We start from the raw sequence: 26,025 nt of genomic DNA on the forward strand, positions 1-26,025 counted from the left end.
AATACCAGTGAGGCTTTCTTTTACAGGTAATAGCTTGCAATTATTATGGATTCTGTACAATCTTAGGATTTGCATTTAACTCATCCTGAGGGAACAGCCACTGCCATCTTGCATCACCTACAGGCATCTTCATGATGCTTGCCAGGGAAGGATCATGATTGGCACCACTTCTGTCAAGCGCTTCATTTTTACGTTTCAGATCTAAGAAACGGAAGCCTTCACCCCAAAGTTCCAGACGACGTTGAATAGCAATTTCATCTTTCAGCGCCTGGCCAGTGTTAGTTGATCTTACATAATTAACATCGCGGTTGTTTACCAACGTGTATAATGCATCAGCAGCTGCTCCATCCTTTGACAACTGGGCGTTTGCCTCTGCATCAATCAGGTACATTTCAGCTAAACGCATGTAAGGCACATCTCCCACACTGCTACCAGTTCCTTTAGCAAGAAATTTCTGGTTCATGTAAGGATACCTTATGAAGTTCGGCGCAGGTAACGGATATTTTTTTCCGGTAGAGTCCCACAACTGAGCACGTACATCCGTTGCCGTTAGCTTGGCGTATAGCAATTTATTAATCGCTTTTGGATTACTACGGATATTGGTAGAGCTAAAATTAAAGGACATGTAAGCAAAGAAACCGTTGAATGCGGTGGTCTGGTCATCTGTTGGACGACTCGCCCAGATCCATTCTGCGTTATCGCCGTTGTTGAATCCTCTTACATAATCCGTATTACTCATCAGAGAATAGCCGCCTTTCTTGATCACCAGTTCCGCATTGGCAGCAGCATTCGTCCAATCCTGCATAGTTAATGCAACACGTGCTTTAAGTCCCCATACCACAGTAGAATCAAAGTGAGATTTAGCTCCTGAAGTACGCGCATAACCACTCAGGTTCGTTAGGGCATCGTTCAGGTCTTTGTTTACCTGCGTGTATACTTCTTCTACCGATACTCTTGGCTGTGCCTCAATAGTAAACTTAGTCAATACCGGTATACCATCCTGACTGTTAGGTTTCGTAGTAGCATCATAACGTTTGGCAAATAACTGTACCAATTGAAAATGTGCCCATGCTCTATAGGTCAAAGCCTCACCTTTGATGGCTCTCTTATCAGCATCACTACCGGGAATACCATCTATCTTTTCAATGATTTTGTTAGCATTTGCGATGATCCTGTAATAGAAGTAATAAACAAACTTCAGATGGGCGGCGCTGGTATTACGGTGTGTAACCCATTGGTAGTTGGCAACAAACCAGTTATTACCTGCGCTGGTCATCACGAGATCATCTCCCATCATATCTGCATCGATCATAACCGTAGACTGACCGGTTTGGTCCTGGCTATCATAGTCCTTATACATTGCCCTGTGAATACCGTTCAAAGCAGCCCATGCGCCCTTCATGTCAACAAACACAATGCCTTCCTCCACTGATTCGGTAGGAGCAGTATTGAGATAATCTTTTTTGCAGGATGTCAGCGACACGCCGGATACTGCAAAAGCAATGAATATATAAAGTATCCTTTTCATTCTTTCAAATTTTAGAGTGTAATGTTCAATCCTGCACTGATGATACGCGCTGGCATATATACATTCGAGGTAACACCGGTAAACGCCTGTGCAACGTTCATTCCTTTACGAGCAGTGAAGAGTGCGAGGTTTTCGCCGCTCAGGTATACGTTGGCGGCACGCACGTGCGCTCTTTGCGCAAAAGCATCCGGAACGTTATAGCCCAATTTAACTGACCTTAAATTCAGGAAAGAAGCACTGGTTAACCAACGATCCGAAGTAGCAGCATTGAAGTTGGAAGTCTGGCTCTGATCCATACGTGGTACGTCTGTGATATCACCAGGTTTCTGCCAGCGTTTCAGTGCATCTGTATGTAAAGCAGCACCATAGCTACCGGAACTCATTAACGAAGCATAAGTTTGATCGTATACCTTACCACCTAACTGGAAGGATACCAGGAAGGAAAGCTGGAATTGTTTGTAGTTGAAAGTATTGGTGATGCTACCAAATAAGTCTGGAATAGCGCTACCTGCGTAGTGATACTTAGCATTATTGATATTGGTCGTTACCGTATCACCATTTTTCAGGGCGCGAACGCCAGCGCCGCTGGTATTGTTGGCAACATACAATGCAGCACCATCAGTAGGATCTACGCCATACCAGTCACGTAACCAGTAGTCATACATAGAGTGACCAACAGACAACTTTTTAGTACCGCTGATAATTTCAGCTTGCGGCAATTTAGTGATCACGTTTTTGAAGGAACTAAGGTTCAGATCTACTGTCCAACCGAAATCTTTCTTGCGGAAAACTTCACCTGTTAACTGCAGTTCTACTCCTTTGTTCACCATAGTACCCACGTTCACTGTTTTAGTAGAAATACCGCTGGAAAGTGGTAATGGCAGATCGAACAACAGGTTATCTGATCTACGGTTGAAATATTCCACGCTACCAGATAATCTGTTATCCAGTATTGCAAAGTCAACACCTACGTCAAAGCTTTTATTAGCTTCCCATTGAATCTGAGGATTACCTAATTTAGTGAAGAATACGCCTGGCTCCAGCGCATTATTGAAGCCCAGCTTATACAGTGTCTGCCATGCGTAGTAGATCGGAGTTACTACCCCATTTCCATCTACCTCAATTACGGCATCATTACCCGCAGTACCATAAGAAGATCTCAGTTTCAGCATATTAACCCAGGTAGCGCTATGCATAAAGTCTTCTTTATCGATACGCCATCCTGCACCAACGGAGTAGAAGTTACCCCAACGGTTGTCTGTGTAAAACCGGGAGGTTCCATCACGACGGACAGATGCAGAAACAAAATATTTCTCATTATAATCGTAGTTAATACGGGAGAAATAACCTTCAGTTCTGTATTGTCTTTTATAAGAATACAGGTTGTTAGTGGTAGTGAAGTTATACAGCTCAGAGTTACCAAGGATGATCTGTGACTGACGTTCTCCATAGAGCTGGTTCGCCGTCTGATCATAATTTTCGTGACCTACTAACACACCCAGGGTATGAGCACCAAAGGTTTTGTTGTAGTTCAATAACTGGTTCAAAGTATAGCTGGTAGTTTGTGTACTGGTACGGGCACCGAGACCTATTGGCGCACCATCACCCACTACCGTATTCCAATAAACATTGCTTCTGGTGTTGGTAATGTCTACACTCAGGTTGGTAGTGAATTTAAAATCTTTCAGGAAAGTTATTTCACCAAAAGTTCTGCCACTGAGAACATTGCGGGTGAAAGAATTATCATTCAACAGGTTTTCACCCACGGTATTACGACCGGGAGAGGCATTGGAACCACGAGAACCTCCCACATCAAAAATCTTGTTGCCATCTTTATCCAATACATAAGCACCGGTTGCATCGTGTTGATATACCGGGTAAATTGGTCCGATATTACGTGCAAAGAAGATAGGGTTTACGTAAGAAGTGCTGCTGGTAACATCTGTTTGATTTGATTTCACAAAAGTACCTGACAAGTTAACTCCCGTTTTAAACCAGTTCGTAGCCTGTGTGTTTACGTTAATACGAGCACTGATACGTTGAAAATCGGAATTGATTACATAACCTTTATCGCTCAGGTAGTTCAGTGATGCGAAATAATCCGTTTTATCCGTTCCGCCGCTGTAATTCATACCATATTCACCACGGGCACCGCCGCGGGTAACTGCTTTTTCCCAATCCAGATCGTCCGGATAGAGCAATTTGGCATTAGGATTCAGTATACCATTGGTGTCAACAATTGCATTATCAGCTACGTTAAACGGATTGTATCCCAACATATCTTTGATGCTTTTCGCACCAGCTACAAGCCCGGAAGCACGTTTGTTTGCAACATCCCGTGCTGTGCCATTAGTCACCAACGCATTACGTTGTGCTTCCCACAGCATCGGATAATATTGCTGTGCATTTAATCTGCTATATTCCGGAATACCACGGGAGTTAAAGCCCTGTATAGCAGTTACCTGCAGCTGATTACGTCCATTTTTACCTTTTTTGGTAGTCACAATGACCACACCGTTAGCTGCGCGGGAACCATAAAGAGAAGAAGAAGACGCATCTTTCAGCACAGAAATGCTTTCGATGTCAGCTACGTTCAAGCTGCTCAGGTTACCGGAGTAAGGTACTCCATCCACTACATACAAAGGATCGCTGGAAGCATTGATAGATCCAAATCCACGGATGCGGATAGCTGGTCCGTCACCTGGCTGACCACTTCCTGCATTTGTTTGAATACCGGGAGCAGCTCCATCCAATGCACTCGCAACGTTGGAAATTGCCCTGGTAGCAAATTTTTTGCTGTCAATTTGTGTAGTAGCGCTGGTATTAGATCCCTTTTTAGTGGTACCATAGGCCACCACAACTATTTCACTAAGCGCTTTCTCATCAGTACCCAGCTTAACATCAATGTTGCTTTTACCAGAAGTAGCTACTTCTTTTGAACCAAAACCAACAAATGTAAACTCAAGCACCGGGTTACCCTCTACATTCAAAGAGAACTTACCCTCTAAATTGGTAGTGGTACCGGTATTGGTATTTTTAATTTTTACGGTTACACCAGTCAAAGGTGCACCGTCTTTGGCATCAGTCACCTTACCGGTGATAGGTCGCGTTTGCGCGTGCGCCTGGATAACGCTGATGGCCGCAATAAGCAAGAGCAGCAATGCTTTCTTCATAAGCGATTTAGATTTTAAAATACAACTACAACAAAAGGGTCCATTACAGGCATAGCAATGCTATTAGGCATCCTACCTTTATTCTAACAAATACGTATATACGAAATAACAAACTCCACGCGTGCAAACAACGTAGCGGCAAACAGCACAATACTGTACAGTACAGCAAATGTTATCTCAAAAGCAATTCAAAAACCAAATAACAAGCTAACATATTGCAGCACAAGTGTGCAGCAACAAACAATTAATTTCTATCGTTAAACATTGTAATCGAAAACATTTCAGAAAGTAATGCGCTCAATACCCGAATAAATTCCGATGCCGGAATAGGTTCTGGTTTACAAGTTGTTTAGATCCTTTATTTAAATGGAAAAAGTCGTTGTAACTAGTTCCTCAGTAAGCAGTAATTCTCTCTCTATAAGCCCAATAAAAGTTAAATTCAGTTTATCATGTTGTAACATAGAATATTTCTATGCGGTTCTGATTTTGGTTCATCAAAATTTTCATGATGAGCGCAAATATAAATGAAAGAGACCCGTCAGGAAATAACACCTTCGTAGTATAGTTGAGATCTATTAAAATAGTCCGGGAATAATCCCGAACTATTTCGTTGTATTCAGATTTCGGTTGACAAAAATTAATACTGCGGTAGTTGTGCTTTTTTCAATGTCTCATTGAAAAATACTTCTGCCAATCGCCATCATTTAATCCTGGCCATAGCATATTATTAGGCATCCTAACTCTATTTTCAGATAATATGTATACATGAAATAACAAGTGCCAATGCAAGATAACCTAACGACGGACTTACAAAAAATCGATATTACTCATAAGCAATGAAAAATAACAAGTTAGTTTAGTTGGTATATAGCACAAGTCAGCAATTTTTCCATGCAACATCGCAAGCGAAGTTTACGTAGAACAAGACACTCAACAAATACTTTCTGAACCCAAATTTCTCCTCAGAATGAATTACAGTTTGGCAAGTGTTAGATCCTTAAAAAAATGGAAAAATTGCAGTAACGAGCCTTAACTAAGCAGAAAGTCTTTCAATAAGCTCAAATTAAAACATTGTCAATTCATCATGTATGTTCCCCGATAATCTATTGTAAATCCAGATTTTGGCTCTTCAAATTTTCATGATGGGGGCAAATGTAACCAAAGAAGCTTATTAAAAAATAACACATTCGTGTTATGCCACAAATTCTACAAAAGCTATTTGAAAAATGTAGTGCCCCAAATATATCTTATCCTTCAGGCACTACATTTTTCAAGTAGCTGCTTCTTAAATTCCCTGTATACGTTAGCCTTATTTCTTGATTGTATACGTCACCTGAATGCTTGCGCCAGGATAGCTGGTAGCATCCGGACCATATCCTCTTACACCTGGAGTACTGTTGAATATGGGCACGACTAACCCACTATTCATGTAAACATCTGCGCCCACCTCAAAGGTGGTACCGTTATGCATCGTATCCAACTTAGCACCGAAAAGCGCTGCCAGTTGCTGGGCGGTAACCGTAAAAGCAGTTGGGTATGTTGTTACATCTGCTTTTAATACTTTTACATTGGTATATTTCTTATTCAGCGCCACTACCACATCCATTTTCTTTGGTAATTCCTGATTGGCGAAATAAACGCCCACGCTGAACTTGCCCTGAAAAGTAGCGAAATCTGTAATGGAAGTACTGGAGCCGGCATCTGCTTTTACGAGGGGTAGGGCTGCACTTTTTACCCCCTCGGGCAGCTTTGGATTTTCGTCTTTCTTACACCCTGTTATGATAGCTGCGCTCAGCAGTGTCATTATTATAAAAGTGGTTATTCTTTTCATAGCAATATTTTTTGTCTGCATAAATCAGTTCTTATCCCAGAATACCGGATACGTAGATGGTATCTTTTGCGCCGGCGCATTCTTATTTACATTCAAATCCAGGCTACTCCATGGCAATGATAGAGGGTAGTTAACACTTAAACTTACCGGTATACCTGCCTGATTGCCAGCAATAGTCGGATCACCCTTTAAAGGCGGTTGTAATACGCCTCCAGGCGCCATTTCTGGATTTCTTGGGTCGAAGAGAATCGGATACCCGGTTCTTCTGTAATCTGTGTATTGATCAACACTATTACCAAAACTCTGAATCCATTTCTGCGTCATAATGATTTCCAGCTTTTTAGCAGCCGTAGTAGTTGGAAGATCATATTCTGCCAGCACTTTTGCGGTGTAGATAGCCTCTGCAGTACTTCCGGAAAGCTTAGGCACGCCCTGTTGCTTCGATGCCAGCGTTACTACATAATCTACCTGTCCAAATGATTCAGCCATTGCTGCTATCAGTTTTGCTCTTGGATCACCAGCCAATACACCAACAGACATCAGTTCTGCTTCTATATAAAGCCGGTCTGCATAAGTAAGCATCCTGAATGGCGCGGCGCCGGTAGCATCACTGGCACTTACAGTACCGGTATCATTAACCGCCTGAAAACGTCCACCCACAGGATAAATACCGAACATCGTCACTGAACCTTGCTGCAAAAAGTTGCGGTTCACACTTACCGAACCAAACGGAATAGAAACAAAACCACTATCCCTATAATCCGTAGGGCTATCAGCTTCTCCATTATAGTTTAGCTGCTCATAAAAATAATAGGGGATTCTCGGGTCTCTGTTACCCGTGAAAATGTTTTTATTGTATCCTCTCAGTATTTCATAAAACCAGGGGCTCATGTAATGGGAACGCTGACTGGCGAAATAATCATTGAAGCCCGGATTACGATCATCCGGTGTAGTACTTCTACCATAGGTAAACATAAAGCCTTCCGATGTCTGACTGATCATCTTATTATCTGCCTCCAATGCCGCTACCTGTGTAGAAACATTCTGTACCAATCTTACCTGGTTATATAATTTCAGTTTAATCGTGCGTGCCAGGTTGGCCCATTTCACTTTATCTCCACCATAGTAAAGATCATCTCCTGCAGGTTTAATCAAATTCGGTGCATCTGCATCTAAATTCGCAATACCTTCATCCAGCAGTGTAAATAACTTAGGATAAATATCAGCACCCTTATCGTATTTGGGATACCTGATACCATCCGTTAAAAATCTATTGGCCTCTGAATAAGGTATATCTGCAAATGCATCTACAAACTGACTGATCGCATATGCTTTCATTATTTTTGCAATACCCACATAAATCATATTACCGTTGGTAGTACCCTGGGAAATAATAGTTTCCACATTCTGTAAAGTACCCAACACATCAGATCCTACCTGTGCAAGCGAGCTACTGTACATATCTGTCCAGGAACCGGTAAGGTTAATATCATTTCCATCTGCACCATATTGATCGGGGTCTTCCCGAACTACCATCTGGTGCATGTATACAGAAAGGACTTCCGTTAATCCCCTGGCGCCCCTGTTATCATTGGTAAATCCCAGTGAATAGGAGAGTCCCTGTTGCGCAGCCGTTAACAAACGGTTTTCAGTTGTCTTTGCCGCATAGTTGGGATCTTTATTTATATCCAGAAAGTTTTTAGTACACGCCGTTAAACATATCAACGTCCCTAAAAACACGTACATCGATCTTTTCATAAATTCCGGTTTTGACTTGTTCATAATTTAGAAACTCACTTTCAGATTGATACCAAACCTACGGGTGGTAGGTGCACTGGATAACTCGATACCTTGTGTGGTCGTATTACCAAAGCTGTTGGTTTCCGGATTAAAGTTGGAGTACTTCGGAAAATTAGGTGCCACATACCAGAGGTTCCTCCCTGTTAAAGTAACCGTTAAACCACCGATAGGTGTTCTGTTAAACAAACTTTTTGGGAAGTCATAACCAATCGCCAGTTCGCGGAAAGTATATACTGTTGCATCAAATACATTCCACTCGGTAGCGGCATTGATCGCAAATGATTCTCCAAAATACATTTCGCGTAAGCTTACATTGGTGGTATTGGGTATTTTGTCTCCCTTACTATCCAGAATAGGTTTACCCGTATTCGCATCTCCATAAAAACCAGGTATGACATATCCTTTTTCGCGGTCCTTGGTATCCCTGGTTACACCACGACCCAGCAGGCTACTGTTGGTTACAGAATACATATCGCCACCCTTTGTCAGGTCAAATAAGGCATTCAGGAAAATACCCTTGTAATTAAAGGTCGTGTTGATTCCTGTTTTGAAATCCGGATTCGGATCACCAATCATCGCCTGTTGCGTATTTCTGATAAGTAAACCTGTGGTAGGATTGATGAGCAGATTACCCTGATCATCCCTGTAATCCACGGTTCCGCGCAGGTATCCGAAAGGCTTGCCTGGCTCCAGGTAAGGAGAAATCGTATTCAATACATTGAATAACGGTATCCTATCTACGCCTGGTAACAAGGATACCACTTCACTCTTGTTTTTCGTAAATACCCAGTGTACTGTCCAGGTGAAATCTTTGGTTTTAACAGGTACCACATTCACATCTACTTCAATACCCTTGTTGGATATTTCTCCAAAGTTTTCATAAAACTGGGTAAAGCCCGAAGATCCCGGAAGTGTGATGGGCGCAATCTGGTTAGAAGATTTCCTGCTATACCACGCAAAATCCACCCCAATTCTTCTTTCAAAGAATTCCAGTGTAGTTCCTACTTCAATGTCTCGTGTAAACTCTGGTTTCAGGTTTGGATTATTAGCAATAGGCGACTGAATAACGCCGGAAACGCCCGTAATAGGACTATTCAAACGGAAAATATTCTGCAGTGAATATGGATCTGCGTCTCTACCCACCCTTGCCCAGCTGGCCCTGATCTTACCAAAAGTAAGTACATGGCTTTCCAGGTTAAATGCTTGTGTAAAGATGAATGACCCTGAAACACTTGGATAGAAGTAACTTCTGTTACTGGATGGTAAGGTGGAAGACCAGTCATTTCTTCCGGTGACAGAGAGGAATGCCCAGTTTTTGTAACCCAGTTCCAGGTCCGCAAAGATACCCCAGAGACGTCTTTGTGAATACAAACCACCATTGGGTAACACCGTTTTGGTATTGTCCAGTGTATAAATGCCTGGTGATACAATTTCATTCCCCAGGAACAATCGATCGCGGGAAGTCCGTTGGTTTACGTTATGGCCAACGATTGCTTTGAAATCAAAGTCCTCGTTTTTAAACTTAGGCGTAATGGTCGCAATCAGATTGGATTCTATTTCCTGGTACTGATAATTATCTTCTACAATTCTTCCTAATCCTTCTGCTGCACGGGATCCGATATCCGTTACTTCACGTCTGAACAGGTTATTGGTATTGGTTCCTATCTGGTAAGAAAGTGCTAACCAATCTGCCACGGTATAACCAAACTTAAGACCTGCCACATACCTGTCGGTATTAGTGGTGATAGTATTGTGTTTGAATGACCAAAGCGGGTTATCAAACTGAGAACCGAGCGGAGATAAAGGACGGTTATTGACATCCTGATAAGGCAACCCCGCAATATCCCAGTTCCTGGCCAGGAAGAGATTTCTGGCAAAGGAAGAAGCAGCTCCGTCTACCTGGTTTTCACCAAACGGACTTCCTAGCTGGTTACTCCTGGAATACGAGAAGTTTGCACTTATCGTCAATCCCATGTCTAATTTGGTTTGTCCCCCCACACTCATACTGGCTCTGTTGAAACTGGAAGACGGCACATAACCATCCTGATTCAGATAAGAAGCAGTAATGCTTAAGGAACTTTTTTCATTACCTCCGTTCGCGGAAACAGAATTTTCGAACATGGATCCTGTCCTGAAGAGATCTTTTACGTTGTTAGGGTAAGCCTTGAACGGCGTTTTCCCTGTAGAAGAAAATAATTCAGGATATGCTCCCAGGTAATCGGGCCATGCAGGAATAGAATCCAGGGTACCAAATTTAGGCCCCCAGGAACCGTTGGCATTAGAGTATTTAAAGGAGGATCCAGCTCCGTAATCATTCTGATAACTGGGTAATCCGGCTACCTTTTCAAAGGCCAGCGAAGAACTATAAGTTACTTCCAGTCCTTTCTTTGACCTGCCGGCATTAGCGGATTTAGTAGTAATAACAATGGCGCCGTTAGATGCCCTTGAACCGTACAAGGCAGCTGCTGCAGCTCCTTTCAATACGTTCATTGAAGCAATGTCGTTAGGATCCAGAGAAGATAATCCGCTTGAATATGCACCACCACCGGACGTTTGGGAAGAAGTAGTTACCTGGTCATTGTTATACGGAATACCATCCACCACAATCAGTGGTTCGTTCTTTCCAAAGAAAGAAGTATTACCACGGATGTTGATGCGGGTGGCTGCACCTGGTGTACCCTGTGAAGTACGGATATCTACACCAGCTACTTTGCCCTGTAATCCTTTTAACATATCCGGTTCTGACTTTTGTAGAATCTGATCAGGCTTTACTTGTGTGAGTGAGTACCCCAGCGCTTTTTCATCGCGTTTGATACCAACTGCTGTGACCACAATTTCACCCAATTGCTTTTTGTCAGCTTCCAGCGTTTGGTCAATAATATTATTGCTGCCAACAGACGACTCTTTAGTTAGGTATCCTACAAATGAGAATACCAGGATAGATCCGTTGTCTGCATTAATTTTATAAGATCCATCACCGGCAGTAAAAACACCTCTTGTTGTTCCCTTAACTACAACGGTTACTCCAGGTAGAGCAGAACCGTCTTTTGCATCAGTAACCCTTCCGCTGATCGATCGTGTTTGTGCCACTGCGCTGAAGACGCCAGTACACAAAAGCAGCCATAGAAGTAGCTCTTTTTTCATAAGCGATTTGTTTTGATTGAATAAGAAAGCAGTTAACAATAAGAAATTATAAGAATATAGATAAACATCTGGTTCGTTGGGTAATATAGCATCAAACAACTATCCAATATTCGCTATATGACAGACTATAGATATTTGTTAAAAGGGGATAACAAGTGATCATTTCGAAATGTTGAGAGACACGGAAAGAATCAATACATATATTTATCGTACATAAATATAAAATATCATAAAATTTTTATTCTTCTTTTGATACGGATATGCCTAAACGAAAGAAGGGAATGCCGGATGGCATTCCCTTCTTTAATATTTAAATAACGATCAATTATTTATTGACCATATCCTGCATTTTGCTCAATCGGATTAGTATTGATTTCCGTTTGGGGAATAGGACAGATGGCAATAGATGAGGTAGCACTGATAGTACATGGCGCCGTTATTTCCAGCAGATTATGACAGAAATTGCGGACAACATCTTTACCATTTCTGAGGAGATCAAAATAACGGTGACCTTCAAACATAAATTCGTTTCTGCTTTCCGCCAGTACATAATCCAGTACATCTTTATCAGCGATACCAGACAACTGACCTCCTCCCGCAATTCTCTGCGCTCTCAGGATATTCAGATTACTGATAGCATTGGCGGATTGATTCAGATGCGCATATGCTTCTGCACGAATCAGGTACATTTCTGCCAAACGGAGGATCTTAGGGCTATGCATACCTGCGATACCATCCTGTCCTGAAAATTTCAAGTTAGTTCTTTCACCGGTGCTGCCGTCAGAAAATACGCCAATAAACATTTTTCTGTTATCGGTGCTGGCTACTGTATTGTACAGATCAGGAGATACACGGACATCGCCATAGCCTGGCTTCAGGTATATTTTACCAATATTATCTGAACCAAAATCTTCAGCGGTACCAACATATCTCAGTGTGAAGATTTCCTCCTGAGTACCAGGAGTACTATAAAATGTTGCCAGGTCACCTGGGGTAGCCAATGTAAAACCTGCGTTAATTACGTTGGCAGCTTCAGTAATAGCTGCCTGGTCATCACCTTTTGCAAGATAAACCCTGGCCAGCAATGCTGATGCTGCATACTGGCTTGCGCGGTATTTGCTTTTAATACCAACATTTACCAATAATTTTTTCGATTCAGTCAGATCTGCAATGATCTGCGTATACACCTGCGCTACAGTACTGCGCGGCGTTTGTGCCAGTTCAAATTTCAATTTGAGTGGAACGCCTGCCTGACTGCCGTTAGTGTTGCGGTAAGGTTTTGCAAACATATTTACCAGATCAGAATATGCTAATGCCCGGATAAACAAAGCTTCTCCTTTAGCAACATTCTTCACTTCCTGATCACCTGCTACGGAATCTACGCTGTTAATAACATTATTAGCCCCAAGGATAGCTTTATATGCCGTTTTCCATAGATCCTCTACATCCACATCCTGCACGTTGTATTCACGCTTAAAGCTGGATATAAAACGGTTACTGTTTTTTGCTGCCAGGTATACGTTATCGCCGCTCACCTCGGTCATCACCCAATAGTTACGACCATAATATTCTGTTTGCTGTAAGGCATCGTATGTACCTGTCAGGGCAGACTGCACGGCAGGTAAATCACCTAATGCATCGCCTATGTCCAACTGGTTGTTTGGTTTCACATCCAGCTTACCAGAACAAGCCTGTAACAGGGCAGCTGCTGCAAATATTCCTATGATATATTTTTTCATGCTGATTATCCTTTTAAAATTACAATGTGATATCTACACCAAAGCTCACGCTCTTGTTAACCGGATACTTAAAGAACTCATATCCATCATATCCGATTTCCGGATCCACACCTGAGTAGTTAGTAATGGTCCACAGGTTAGCTCCTTGTACGTATACGCGGATACCCTGTATCTTGGCGGCTTTCAACATGTATGAAGGCAGGTTGTAACCTAAAGTAACATTACGTAATCTGATGTAGGAACCATCTTCCAGGTAACGGCTGGAGGCTGCGTTGGAAGATTTATTACCACCAATTACAGGTTTAGGACGATCGGCCTTTTGACCTGGAGTAGTCCAGTAATTTTCTCCTGCTTCTACGTTGTAATTCCATCCAAAGCGTCCACCATCTGCATCACCATATCTTTTTGTACCGTTAAAGATTTCGTTACCCTGAGATACATAGAAGAATGCAGACAGAGAGAAGCCTTTATAGTTAACAGTATTGTTGAAGCCCATAGTGAACTTAGGCATGGTGTTACCAAAAGTTTTATAAGATGCTTTGTTGATATCGTTGGTTGTTTTACCATCAGCGGTATACCACAATGGATCACCATTAGCAGGATCCACACCAGCCCATTCTCTCAGGTACCAGGTATAAGCTGGCAGTCCTTCTTTCAGGATAGTGTTGGTGTAAGCGGTTCCTTCAAAATCTTCAAAGTTATTGATAGGCTCATGGTTATTCAGCTTCAATACCTTGTTGCGGTTCATTGCAAAAGTTACATCTGTAGTCCAGGTAACTTCTTTTGATTGAATATTTACAGAAGACACCGTCGCTTCAATACCACGGTTTCTGATAGCACCTACATTTGCCGGCCGCTGGAAAATACCGGTAGACAATGGAATAGGCACATTCATCAACAGATCATCGCTCTTCTTGTTATAAATATCTACGGAAACAGTCAGCCTGTCTTTCAGGAAGCCCATATCCAAACCAATGTTGGTATTGGTACTCTTTTCCCAGGTAAGGTCAGGATTACCGATGCTATTCAGATATCCACCTGGTGCACCGTTGTAGGCAACATTGTATTTGTACAATGCCATCCACGCATAGTTGCCAAAGTTGGCATTACCGGAAGTACCATAACTGGCTCTCAGTTTCAGGTTGGAGAAAATGTTCTGAGACTTCATAAAGTTTTCATCTATCACACGCCAGGAAGCACCCAGGGCATAGAAAGTACCATACCTGTTGTTAGGGCTGAAACGGCTGCTACCATCTCTTCTGATGGAACCTGTCAGGTAATACTTGTTGTTGTAAGTATAGTTTAACTGACCCAGGTAAGAAACAAAACGATAATCATAAGAATCGCCGGTTACTGACTGGGGCGTGGAAGTAGCATCCAGTACATTCAGTTTACCGTTAGCCAAACCAATGCCTGACGCGTTGAAACCATCAAAGTGAGTAGGTACGTATTCCATCATCGCCAGGTAATCAAACTGGCTTTTTTCACCAATGTTGAAGTTACCGGAGAGAGATGTTTGTGAAGTGATCGTTCTGTTGGTCTGACTTGCTTCCAGTACGCTTCCGCTTTTGGAAGCATCTTCAGAATTAAATCCATCTGCAGTAGTTGGATCCTGGAAAGATTTCTGACGGGCCATGATCATGTCAGCAGAGATATTCTGTGAGAATTTTAACCAGTCAAATATGCGGTAGTTCAGGAACATTTTGCCCAAACCACGGAAGTTGTAGTTGTTGTTGGTATTCAATGGAACAGAATACAGGAAGTTATCTCCGGTAGGAGAGTTCGCCCATGCATCTTCCAGGCCCGTATATAATTTACCATTTGGCTGGTATGGGTTCAGCATAGGTGAGTTGGCAAAACTTGCCAGCAACGGGCTGCTGTAACGGTTACCTGCACCAGCGTTATTGGCATCGCTGTAAGATAGGTTCAGGTTCATACCGATATCCAAACGGTCGTTTACTTTATGTTGGATGTTAGATACTACTGAGTAACGTTTCAGACCTGAGTAAATCAGGGCACCGTCCTGGCTGAAGTAAGCACCGGACAGGTAGTATTTGGTTTTGTCGTTTCCTCCGCTGGAAGAAATCTGATAGTTCTGTGTACGTCCATTCTGGAAGGCAGCATCTCTCCAGTCAAACATATGATCCAGTAAAGAATCAGGCAGTTGGTCTTTGATTTCTGCTTCTGATGCACCGCCCAAGCGCAGCAGATTTTTTTCATAATTAAAAGCCTGCTCACCATTCATTTGCTTCCATTTACCAAAGCTGGGAGAAGTGAAACCGTATTGTGCTTTAAAGTTAACGTTGGAGGTACCGGCTTTACCTTTTTTAGTGGTGATAACGATTACACCGTTACTACCTCTTGAACCATACAACCCGGTAGCAGATGCGTCTTTCAACACATTCACGCTTTCAATGTCATTAGGGTTCAGGTTAGCCATGATATCACTGCTCTGTGTCTGGTTATCATAATTGAACTGGCCATTATTCACGATAATACCATCAATTACGTACAGAGGACCTGCACCTGCACTCAGTGAACCGACACCACGGATAGTTACTTTCTGAACAGATCCGGGTTGTCCCGAACCGGAAGCAGATACCACACCAGGTGCGCGGCCTTGCAGGATCTGGTTTACATCCGGCATAGGTACGTTCTCAATTTGTTTGGAACTTACTTCTGCAATGGAACTTACCATTTTCTTACGGTCTACCTGTGTGTAACCGGTTACCACTACTTCGCTCAGTTGCTTGTTGTCGGCTTCCAGGCTCACATTGATGACTTCTTTGTTTACAGGAAGTTCCTTCACCAGGTATCCTATAAAAGAGAAGGACAGGACCGCATTGCTGTTGTCTACTGTAATTTTGTAAGAACCATCCGGAGTGGACATAGTGCCCTTGTTGGTTCCCTTGATCTGAATAGTTGCGCCAGGTATAGGCGAACCGTCTTTACCATCGGCAACTCTCCCTGTTACTGTGCGGCTCTGCGCATAGACCTGCCCGCCCAGAAATAGTACGGACAAGAGGAGAAATAACACTTTCCTCATAAGCATGATTTTGTTGTTTCCTTAACCTTAAAAAATAAAAATCCACATCAAGGCTATAGAGCCCTAATCATTTGGTTCCCGTTAAATCAGTTGAGTAAATTGTAAGCTGGATAACTTTAGTAGTGGAGAGCTGGCAAGTGTATTATATACTTTGACAATAACTAAAAGATTGACCTATTCCATTGTGATTTATTTAATAAATCAACATCAGAAGTGATCAACTTCATCCTCATAAGCAGTTTCCTTAGCAAATTTTCAACCAGCTTCAAATATAATAATTCTTAACAAAAAATTAAGCTAGAAAAGTTGCTGATAACATTTGGATAACACTTTTTTAACGTCTTATTAACTTATTTATAATTAATATAATGTGTAAGGGCATAAGAATAAACAAGCGGCAAGAATACCGCCTGTACTCATCAACCAAAATCTAAATCGAGATTAATGTTGCCCCGCATAAAGCGGGGCTAATTATTTTATCAGGAAAGGGTAAGCGGGTATATTTTTAATAATTCCAGCAGTACCATAAACAGGTCATCATTACGATGATTAAACCGGTATTCACACTCTTTCAGGTGCAAATAGGCGGTGTTACGGTTCAACCCTTTAAACTTGGCTAGCCGGTGCTTTGTTAAGCCCCAGAAAGCATCTACATCATCCATTTGGTGCGTTTCCGAAGTTTGCCCCAATCGGTACAAACGGTATTGACCTAAATCCACCAAACCGTTAAATCTGCGCAAACGTTCTGCTGCACCCTGGGTTTCCAATACGGAACGACCACGTGTGGCAGCATGAATCATGGAGCGGCTTACATCTGGGAGAATTTCGGTGTGCAACCTGTCTGAGGATCTGCAGATGCCGAAGATTACCGGCTTTACAATCCGGTCTACTTCCGGCTTTACGGCCACCAGCGTGTCGCTGTCGTGGTCCGGGGTTAGGTCACTGGGTCTGCTGTCGTAGGTTAAAACGGGAACAGGCGCAGGATGCTGCGTCTCACAGTAGCGTGCAATCTGGTGTCTTAGCTTTTTCAGGTAACTATTAATAGTTACCCTGCTGACACCGCTGATATTGGCTATCTGGGTCGCAGTAAGATCATCGGCGAACAGCCGCAGGATCTCCTTAAATTTGCGCTCGGATAAATGAGCGCCCTTTAAGTACTTATTTTTCATGAACTATGTGTTAGAATGGCATTATAAACCTCATACTTTTTCATTATAATATGCCAGCCTTTTTTACAAGCGGTGAAAAGGGTATTTGAATGCTGTCCACTAGATTATTTCAGGGTGATTATTTGTCCATTTTAGCTAAATGTTTAGCAGCGACTGCGAAAAGTAGCCTATAAAAACACATCGGGGGCGAACAGTTGCAGCCAAAACCGCATCCGTTCGCCCCCGATAGAGACTATTTTTATGCTAAAAAAGACTATTCCTTATCGCTGATCCCCAGCTTCTCAATATCGATATCTTCCTCTTCATCCAGCGCTTTCCATAACTCCTTCTTCTTCGCCTTCTTCAATAACGCCTTTTCCATCCACAACAGCAAAGCTGGCAAGATCGTCAGATTCGTAATCATAGCCACTACCAGCGTAAGAGAAGTTAACCAGCCCAGAGCCTTTGTACCTCCAAACCCGGAGAAACTAAAGATCATAAAACCAGCAAACAGAATCGCAGAAGTATAAATGATACTCAACCCTGTTTCATGAATCGTTTGCTTTACAGTAGCACTGATATCAAAATCATGACGCGGTAACTCTTGCTTGAAATTTACCAGGAAACGTATTGTAACATCAATGGCTATACCAAGCGCTACGCTGAACACCAATACGGTAGATGGCTTCAACGGCACACCTACCCAACCCATCACACCTGCAGTTACTACCAGCGGAATCACATTCGGGATCAAAGATATGATCAGCATCCTCCAGGAACGGAACAGATACAACATGCACAGCATAATCAATACAAAAGCCAGCACAATACTTTCCATCAACCCATTAATGATAAACCGGGTACCTTCCTGGAATATAACACTGGTACCAGTAAAGGTAACCTTATAGTGAGCTGTATCAAAAATAGCTGTTACCTTAGGCTGTAACGAATCCAGCAATACCGGTAACTTCTGGGAACCCACATCCTTCATATTCACACTCAGTCTCGCTACCTGCTTGGTACTATCCATAAAGGAAGATACCAGCTTTGAGAAAGTAGAAGCAGGGCCAGTAGCATTGCTTCCCTTCATTCGCAGATAAGGCGCCAGGAAGCCCAGATCAAACTGGTTAGGCACCGCAAAGTTGGAGCTATCCCCGTTATAGTAAGCCTGCTTGGCAAACTTAATACCTTCCACTACAGACAACGGACGGCCAAAATCAGGCTGCGCAGAAATCAACTGTGTCAGTTCATCCAGCTTGTTCAGCGTTTGCAGATTGATGACCCCGTTTTTCTTTTTGGTATCCACCGCTATTTCCAGCGGCATCACCCCTTTGAAATTAGTTTCCAGGAACTTCAGATCCAGGTACAATTTATCAGTATGCGGAATATCATCCAGCATATAGCCTACAGACTGCAGACGTCCCATCCCTACAATAGCCAGGATCACCAGTACAGCACTTACTGCGTATACCCATGACCGGTACTGGAATACCAGTTTGGTCAGGAAATTCAGAATGGCACCAAAGAAACGGTTATCCAGGTAGGTAGTATGTTTGCTCTTCGGTGCAGGTAAATAACTAAGCACAGAAGGCAGGAAAATGAAAGAGATCAGGAAGATGAACATAATATTCAACCCTGCAACTACACCAAACTCTTTCAGGATAGCACTATTGGTAAAACAAAATACACCAAAACCAATAGCAGCTGTCAGGTTGGTAAACAGGGTTACAATACCCATCCGTTGTATCATATGCACCAATGCCCTTGTTTTATTGGCATCCTTGGCATATTCGGTATGATACTTACTCAGGAAATATACACAATTGGGAATCCCTATTACCACTATCAGTGATGGAATTAACCCCGTCAGCAATGTAATTTTATAGCCCATCAGCACTATCGTACCCACAGACCAGATCACTCCAATGGCAACCACAATCATAGACATCAGTACCGCGCCAAAGGAACGGAAGAACAGGAATAAGATCAACCCTGTCAGGAGAAATGATATTTTAAGAAACAGCTTCAGTTCGTCTGCCACCTTAACGGCCATGGCAGTACGAATTAGTGGCAATCCGCTCAAATGCACTTCTGTATGTTGCTTTTCCTGGAAAGCTGTTGCCAGCTTGGTTATTTCTTTTACTACCGCCGTACGTTTGGGCGAATTAAATACATCCTTATTCACATAAATAGCCATCAGATAGGCATGTGTATCCGGGTTGTACAAAAGGCCTTTGTAAAACAGAAGTGTGTTAAATACTTTTGATAAACTATCAATGACTACCTGGTTTGTCAGATCGCCCTTGAAAAGCAAATTGGCTTCCAGCTTCTGTGTACTGTCGTTTTTCACCAGGTTTACCGCCATGGGCACACTCATAATGTTTTCTACAGCAAAAACATTTTTCATGTCCTTGTTCAGCTGAACATAGTCCTTAAAAAAATCTGCCTGGAAAAATTTATCCGTTTGCACAGCGAGCATGAGCACATTACCATCTGCTCCAAATTTCTTCTTAAACTCCTGGTACTCAAGAAACTTTGGATTATCATGCGGGATAGTGGCCACATAGTCATAAGACATTTGAACCTTACTGGCAAAATAACCCATCACGCCGGTACCGGCAAGCAGTAGAACAAGAAGCAATAATCGATATTTTAGCACAAAGCCGGCTAAACGTTGCCACATAAGGATTTCCTTTTTAGTAATGGGCGTAAAGGTAATTAAAATAGCTATTAGCTGTTAGCGAACAGCGATGAGCTGTCTGGTTTTGGCTACAAGCTGCCAGCTTTTTGCCTTTACCTGTAAATCAGTGGCCTGCATGTTCCTTATCGTGGTTTGTATTAACTTGCAATTCTGTTTCTATCACAAAATGCTAACAGCTACCAGCTAAATGCTTCACAAAACACGCGGCATAGTATTACGCACCGTCAAGTATGGAGATACGAGCCTGATCGTGAATATATTCACTGAACTCTTTGGAGTACAATCGTACATGGTAAACGGCGCCCGATCTTCCAAGCCCAAAGCGGCTAAAGGGAATTTGCTGCAACCAGGCAATATCCTGGAGCTGGTGGTGTACCACAATGAAATCAGGAATCTCCAGCGGATATCTGAATTCAAGCTGGCATATATCTACAATGCCGTACACCTGAATGTAGTAAAAAATACAGTAGCGCTCTACATTATAGAGCTGTTGCAAAAATGTCTGAAGCAACCGGAACAACAACTGGATCTTTATTATTTCACGGAAAACACATTGCAGCTACTGGACGTATCTGCGTTACCGGTAGTCGCTAATCTCCCATTATATTTTACGCTAAAAGTAGGGGAGCAGCTGGGTTTCCGGCTAAATGGCCGCTTCTCTGAATACACACCCTACCTGGATTTACAGGAAGGCACTTTTACTGATTTACCGCCACATCACAGCGATCACCTGGATGCACATAGCAGTGAATTAACCGATCAGTTGTTCCAGTGCACGGAAGTACACCACCTGGCGGCAATCACGATGAATAAAGAAAGAAGAAGGAAATTGCTGTATGCGTACCTGGATTTTTTCCGGTTGCACTTACCTGATTTTACAGAGATGCACTCACCGCCTATCCTGCACGAAATTCTGGACGCCTGATCTGGCGGCCTTTTCACCGGCTTCAGTAAAAAACTTCAGTGCTACCTCATTGCCATCATAAACAGCATAGGAAAAATAGTTGAGCCAGTCGCCCAGGTTAATATAGCGACTACGTTCGGATAGTTGAATATCGAGGGGCAGATGTCTGTGCCCATATATGAAGTAATCGAAGTGTTCTTTTTGCAATATTTCTTTGCTGTAAATGGCCAGCCATTCATTTTCTGTACCTAAGAAATGCTCCAGTTCCTGGCCGGTAGCAGAGCGGCTTTTGCGGCTGAAATAGTTAGCGAGGGCAATTCCCCAGGCGGGGTGAATGGCAGAAAACATCCAGCGACAAAATGGATTTCTGAATACTTTTTTCAGCATCTTATAACCATGGTCACCTGGTCCTAAACCATCGCCATGGCCAATATAAAAACGTTTTCCACCAATGGTATAGGTTTGCGGTTCGTAGTAAACCGGGATATTCAGTTCTTCTTCAAAATATCCATTCATCCACATATCATGGTTTCCGATAAATACAGAAATACCAATGCCCTTATCACTTAAGGCAGCCAGCTTGCCCAGTATGCGTGTATAGCCTTTAGGGATGACATGTTTGTATTCAAACCAGAAGTCAAAAATATCACCTACCAGGAAAATATGTTGTGCATCAGGTTCTACCTGGTCGAGCCATTGCAGGAGCAACTTTTCGCGCTCCCTGCTGGCAGCAGCATTGGGAGCACCCAGATGAAAATCAGAGGCAAAATATACTTTCTTATTTGGCGGTAAGTGGATATCCATTGCTTTAAAACTTTTAGCCTTTAGCGGTTAGCTTTTAGTAGCAAAGCGACGTATCGTTTTCTGCTAAAGGCTAAAAGCTAAAGGCTAAAGGCTGTTTTTATTATTCGTCTACTAAAAATACATATACTTCCTTGGGACCATGAATCCCTACTACCAACGTTTTTTCGATATCTGCAGTACGACTGGGCCCTGTTGCAAAGGATATTGCAGAAGGGAGATCGTTACCATACTTATCTTTCAGCTTATTCAACGCATCCTTCAGATCAAATACCAGTTGGTGCGTATAGGCAATCATGATATGTACAGGTGCATATACTGGTAATGCTCTGCCGCTGGGTTGTGCTGCACTCAGCACCACTGTTCCGGTGCGGGCTACCAGGTATTCACAATCTGTGATGGCAGCATCAGCTTCGTGCATGGTACCCTGATTAAGGGTGGGTAATTCTTCCTGGTGAATTATTTTTAGCAGGGCAGGGGTTTGACAGAAAACGTTGTGCCACTCTTTGTTTTCGCAAAGTGCTCGCAAACTATCCATCAACTCACCTTTTCCTGTACAGAAAACAAATTTTCCTTGTAATCTGGTAAATTCTTCTGCAAACTTTAATTCCAGGCTCTCATTCTCGGTTCTGAAAACAGACGAGTTGCCCTCCGAATTGGGGAAGGGCAACTGTACTGACTGACTTAACGCATTCCGTACTCTTTTCAGAATATTTTCCTTAGCAGGAGAAATCTTCATATCACTATTTACGCATTAGCGGGTGATGGAGAAGGGTTGATGATATCTGACGGATGAACACCATCAGTAGTCATACCTTCTTTATTCAGTAAATGTTCTCTGTGAACGTCGTAAGGACGTTTACCGATCAGTCTTTCCAGGTCGGCCTGGTATAAAACTTCTTTCTTCAACAGTTCCTGCGCCAGTACTTTCACCTGATCCATCTTTTCAGTCAGCAGGTCTTTAGTTCTGATGTAAGCAGTTGCAATCAGTTTTCTTACTTCATCATCAATCATCTTGGATGTTTCTTCAGAGTAAGGTTTGGTAAAGGATTGCTCGCTGTTGGGGTCGTAGAAAGATACATTTCCTACTTTATCGTTCATACCGTAAACGGTTACCATTGCATAGGCCATACGGGTAATTACCTGCAGGTCATTTTGTGCACCGGTAGAAATTTTGCCGAATACCAGTTCCTCTACTGCACGTCCACCGAGGGTCATACAGATATCATCGAGCAGCTGTTCGGTATTGTATAAATATTGTTCTTTAGGAAGATATTGCGCATAACCGAGTGCCGCAACACCACGGGGAACGATCGTTACTTTCACCAGTGGATTAGCGTGTTCCAGGTGCCAGCCGCAGATAGCGTGACCAGCTTCATGGTAAGCAATGACTTCTTTTTCTTCCGGAGAAATGATTTTATTTTTCTTTTCCAGACCACCAATAACACGGTCAATGGCATCATTGAAGTCATCCATTTCCACCTGTGTTTTGCCTTTACGGGCAGCAATCAGGGCGGCTTCGTTACATACGTTGGCAATATCAGCACCGGCAAAACCTGGTGTCATGGAAGCCAGCTTCTTCACATCGAGGATAGGAGACGTTTTGATAGGCTTTAAATGCACTTCAAAAATAGTTTCCCTTCCTGCCAGATCCGGCTTGTCGATAGAGATCTGACGGTCAAAACGACCTGGACGTAATAAAGCGCTATCCAGTACATCTGGGCGGTTAGTGGCAGCCAGGATAATGATACCACTGTCTGTTCCGAAACCATCCATTTCTACCAACAACTGGTTCAGTGTGTTTTCACGCTCATCGTTGCTCATCATTACGTTCTTGCCTCTTGCACGACCAATCGCATCAATTTCATCGATAAAGATGATACATGGCGCTTTTTCGCGGGCTTGTTTAAACAAGTCACGTACACGGCTCGCACCTACCCCTACAAACAGTTCCACAAAGTCGGAACCGGACATAGAGAAGAAAGGAACCTGTGCTTCACCTGCCATAGCTTTAGCCAACAGGGTTTTACCAGTTCCCGGAGGACCCACCAGCAAAGCACCTTTAGGGATTTTACCTCCCAGGGCAGTATATTTTTTAGGATTTTTCAGGAAATCCACAATTTCCATTACTTCTACCTTGGCTTCGTCCAAACCAGCTACATCGTTGAATGTGATATTCACACGGGTACCTTTATCGAACAGGGTAGCTTTGGATTTACCAATATTAAAGATGCCACCAGGACCGCCACTACCACCGGCAGGGCCACCCATCTTACGCATCAGCAATATCCACAAACCAATGATCAGAATGATAGGTAATAACAATTGGAAGATAGGTTCAAACCAGCTTTGACGCTCATCATAAGAGATCTTAACCTGGTTTTCTACCGGAATACCTTCCTGTGCCTTATCAATATCTTTCTTGAAACTTTCTTCACTACCTATCGTAAAACGGTAATGAGGACCGGGGTTATCGCCACCAAATCTGCTCTTGTTAACAGGATTAAACTTAGCTTGCTTTAAAGAGTCTGTTTTTATGTAGACCTCTACATATTTTTTATTTACAACAACCAGCTTATCAACATCTCCTGGTTTCAGATACTCGATCTGAAATTCCTGGAAACTGATCTCTTTGGTTGAGGATTTAAAATCACCAAAAATGTTCATTGCCAGCAGGGCAACGCCAATAAAGGCATATACCCAGTATATATTGAACTTCGGTCCTTTCTTAGGTGATTTCTCTGAACCCTTGTTGAAGTTATTGCCTCCTTTTTCCATAATCTTACGCTCCTTTACGGATGTTTATTGCAATCAGAATAATATAAATAATTAAATTCTAAAACAACTGTTTAGTCTAGTCTTCGATGTGGTCCATTCTATCAGCATCACTCCACATTTCCTCAAGATTATAGAATCTCCGGTTCTCTGGTTGGAAAATATGTACAACAACATTCACATAATCCACCAAAACCCAGTTTTGTGAACTAAATCCTTCGTGCTTATACGGTTCCTCTGATGTATGCTTCTCCACCTCATCTGACACATAATCAGCAATGGCTTTCACCTGGGTGCCCGAATTGGCTTCACATATGATAAAGAAATCGGCCACGGCTTCAGGAATCTGGCGTAGATCCAGGGATACGATATTTTCCCCCTTCTTATCCTGTATGGCCTTTATGATGGTGGTAAAAATTTCACTTTCTCTGGTCAGGCGTAACTGCGCCTTCTTTCTCGTGCTCAGAACGGTTAAGGGTGCCAATAAATCTCGTTTTTGTTAAAAATAATCTTTAATTGTCAAAGTTACTAAACAAGCAGTAATATAAGATGTTTAATCTCACCTGCGGGCCTCCTGAAATGTTAATTAAATAATAAAATGAATTACTTTTCGGGCCAGATATACAGACTAAAAAAGATTCATGTGATAGGACACCCGTTTCATGTATTAGACGAAATAGACAGCACCAATAACTATGCCATGGAGCAGGTAAATTCCGGGCAGGTGACATCTGGTACTGCCTGGTTTACCAGCAACCAAACTGCCGGAAAAGGTACCCGCGGGAAACAATGGCTGGCCCAACCCGGCGACATCTGTGCGCTCAGTGTTGCCCTCCAACCGGCTATGCTACCGCTTTCGCGCCAGTTTATGCTCAGTATTTCGGTGGCACTGGCTACCGCCGATTTCTTTACTTCCTATGCCGGCGACGAAACTACCATCAAGTGGCCAAACGATATTTATTGGCGTGACAGAAAGGCAGTAGGCATGTTGATAGAGAATGTACTACGCGGAAATATGTGGCAATATGCCATTATCGGAATCGGGCTCAACATTAATCAGGCTGCTTTCCCTCCCGAATTGCCCAATGCTGTTTCCCTGAGACAGATCACCGGTAAAATCCGGGAAACCTCCAGCCTGGCAAAGGAATTATGTACTTTCCTGGACAAAAGAATCCAGCAATTACAGCCTGCTAACTACGAAGCCCTCCTCCAGGAATATACCAGTAGGCTTTTCCGCTGGCAACAGCCAGCCCTGTACCGCAAAGACGGGGAAATTTTTGAAGGCATTATCAGGGACGTATTGCCCGATGGACATCTTTGCCTGGAGAAAAATGGAGAAATACTGCAGCTCGGATTTGGTGAGATAGAGTTTATCCTCAACCGGTAAATATATAGGCAAAAGCGGCAGCCGCCGGCCAAAGCCTGGAGGCTGCCC

General features: G+C 42.8%; 15 protein-coding genes. 2 read left to right on the top strand and 13 right to left on the bottom strand.

Features of this window, described 5'->3' with window-relative positions; translation table 11 throughout:
- Positions 1–43: 43 nt before the first annotated feature.
- From AC1DP6_RS01585 to AC1DP6_RS01625, 9 genes are all read right to left on the bottom strand, one after another.
- Complete coding sequence (locus AC1DP6_RS01585; RefSeq protein ID WP_441573061.1) at positions 44–1,528, bottom strand: RagB/SusD family nutrient uptake outer membrane protein; 1,485 nt, start codon at positions 1,526–1,528, stop codon at positions 44–46.
- An 11-nt stretch (positions 1,529–1,539) separates the two neighbouring features.
- The gene (locus AC1DP6_RS01590; protein WP_477053290.1) at positions 1,540–4,701 is read right to left on the bottom strand and encodes a SusC/RagA family TonB-linked outer membrane protein; all 3,162 of its coding nucleotides are present in this window, start codon (positions 4,699–4,701) and stop codon (positions 1,540–1,542) included.
- Between the two features lie 1,309 nt (positions 4,702–6,010).
- On the bottom strand, positions 6,011–6,532 hold the full coding sequence (locus AC1DP6_RS01595) for a hypothetical protein (RefSeq protein ID WP_477053291.1): 522 nt from the start codon (positions 6,530–6,532) through the stop codon (positions 6,011–6,013).
- Positions 6,533–6,556: 24 nt separating this feature from the next.
- Positions 6,557–8,290: a SusD/RagB family nutrient-binding outer membrane lipoprotein gene (locus tag AC1DP6_RS01600; protein ID WP_477053292.1), complete on the bottom strand. Its 1,734-nt coding sequence runs from the start codon at positions 8,288–8,290 to the stop codon at positions 6,557–6,559.
- 27 nt (positions 8,291–8,317) lie between these two features.
- Positions 8,318–11,476: a SusC/RagA family TonB-linked outer membrane protein gene (locus tag AC1DP6_RS01605; protein ID WP_477053293.1), complete on the bottom strand. Its 3,159-nt coding sequence runs from the start codon at positions 11,474–11,476 to the stop codon at positions 8,318–8,320.
- 329 nt (positions 11,477–11,805) lie between these two features.
- Entirely contained in the window at positions 11,806–13,215 is a 1,410-nt protein-coding gene (locus AC1DP6_RS01610; RefSeq protein ID WP_477053294.1) for a RagB/SusD family nutrient uptake outer membrane protein, read from the bottom strand.
- A 19-nt stretch (positions 13,216–13,234) separates the two neighbouring features.
- Positions 13,235–16,261, bottom strand: coding sequence for a SusC/RagA family TonB-linked outer membrane protein (locus AC1DP6_RS01615; protein WP_477053295.1), 3,027 nt, complete (start codon positions 16,259–16,261; stop codon positions 13,235–13,237).
- Between the two features lie 479 nt (positions 16,262–16,740).
- Positions 16,741–17,430, bottom strand: coding sequence for a hypothetical protein (locus AC1DP6_RS01620; protein WP_441573056.1), 690 nt, complete (start codon positions 17,428–17,430; stop codon positions 16,741–16,743).
- 253 nt (positions 17,431–17,683) lie between these two features.
- A complete protein-coding gene (locus AC1DP6_RS01625; RefSeq protein ID WP_477053296.1) occupies positions 17,684–20,092 on the bottom strand; it encodes an efflux RND transporter permease subunit in 2,409 nt (802 codons plus the stop codon).
- Between the two features lie 205 nt (positions 20,093–20,297).
- Here AC1DP6_RS01625 and recO point away from each other — a divergent pair, with 205 nt between their 5' ends.
- Complete coding sequence (recO, locus tag AC1DP6_RS01630) at positions 20,298–21,035, top strand: DNA repair protein RecO (protein WP_477053297.1); 738 nt, start codon at positions 20,298–20,300, stop codon at positions 21,033–21,035.
- On the opposite strand, the gene AC1DP6_RS01635 is transcribed toward recO, so the two are convergent.
- From AC1DP6_RS01635 to rsfS, 4 genes are all read right to left on the bottom strand, one after another.
- Positions 21,000–21,818, bottom strand: a complete 819-nt coding sequence (locus AC1DP6_RS01635) for a UDP-2,3-diacylglucosamine diphosphatase (protein WP_477053298.1) — start codon at positions 21,816–21,818, stop codon at positions 21,000–21,002. The genes recO and AC1DP6_RS01635 overlap by 36 nt on opposite strands.
- 100 nt (positions 21,819–21,918) lie before the next feature.
- Entirely contained in the window at positions 21,919–22,554 is a 636-nt protein-coding gene (locus tag AC1DP6_RS01640) for a LutC/YkgG family protein (RefSeq protein ID WP_477053299.1), read from the bottom strand.
- 8 nt (positions 22,555–22,562) lie between these two features.
- Positions 22,563–24,593, bottom strand: a complete 2,031-nt coding sequence (gene ftsH / locus AC1DP6_RS01645) for an ATP-dependent zinc metalloprotease FtsH (protein WP_477053300.1) — start codon at positions 24,591–24,593, stop codon at positions 22,563–22,565.
- A gap of 76 nt (positions 24,594–24,669) precedes the next feature.
- Positions 24,670–25,074: a ribosome silencing factor gene (gene rsfS / locus AC1DP6_RS01650; protein WP_441573050.1), complete on the bottom strand. Its 405-nt coding sequence runs from the start codon at positions 25,072–25,074 to the stop codon at positions 24,670–24,672.
- Positions 25,075–25,188: 114 nt separating this feature from the next.
- On the opposite strand from rsfS, the gene AC1DP6_RS01655 reads away from it, so the two are divergent.
- Positions 25,189–25,977: a biotin--[acetyl-CoA-carboxylase] ligase gene (locus AC1DP6_RS01655; protein WP_477053301.1), complete on the top strand. Its 789-nt coding sequence runs from the start codon at positions 25,189–25,191 to the stop codon at positions 25,975–25,977.
- The last annotated feature ends 48 nt before the right edge of the window (positions 25,978–26,025 follow it).

Source organism: Chitinophaga sp. 01L420 (genome assembly GCF_056399985.1).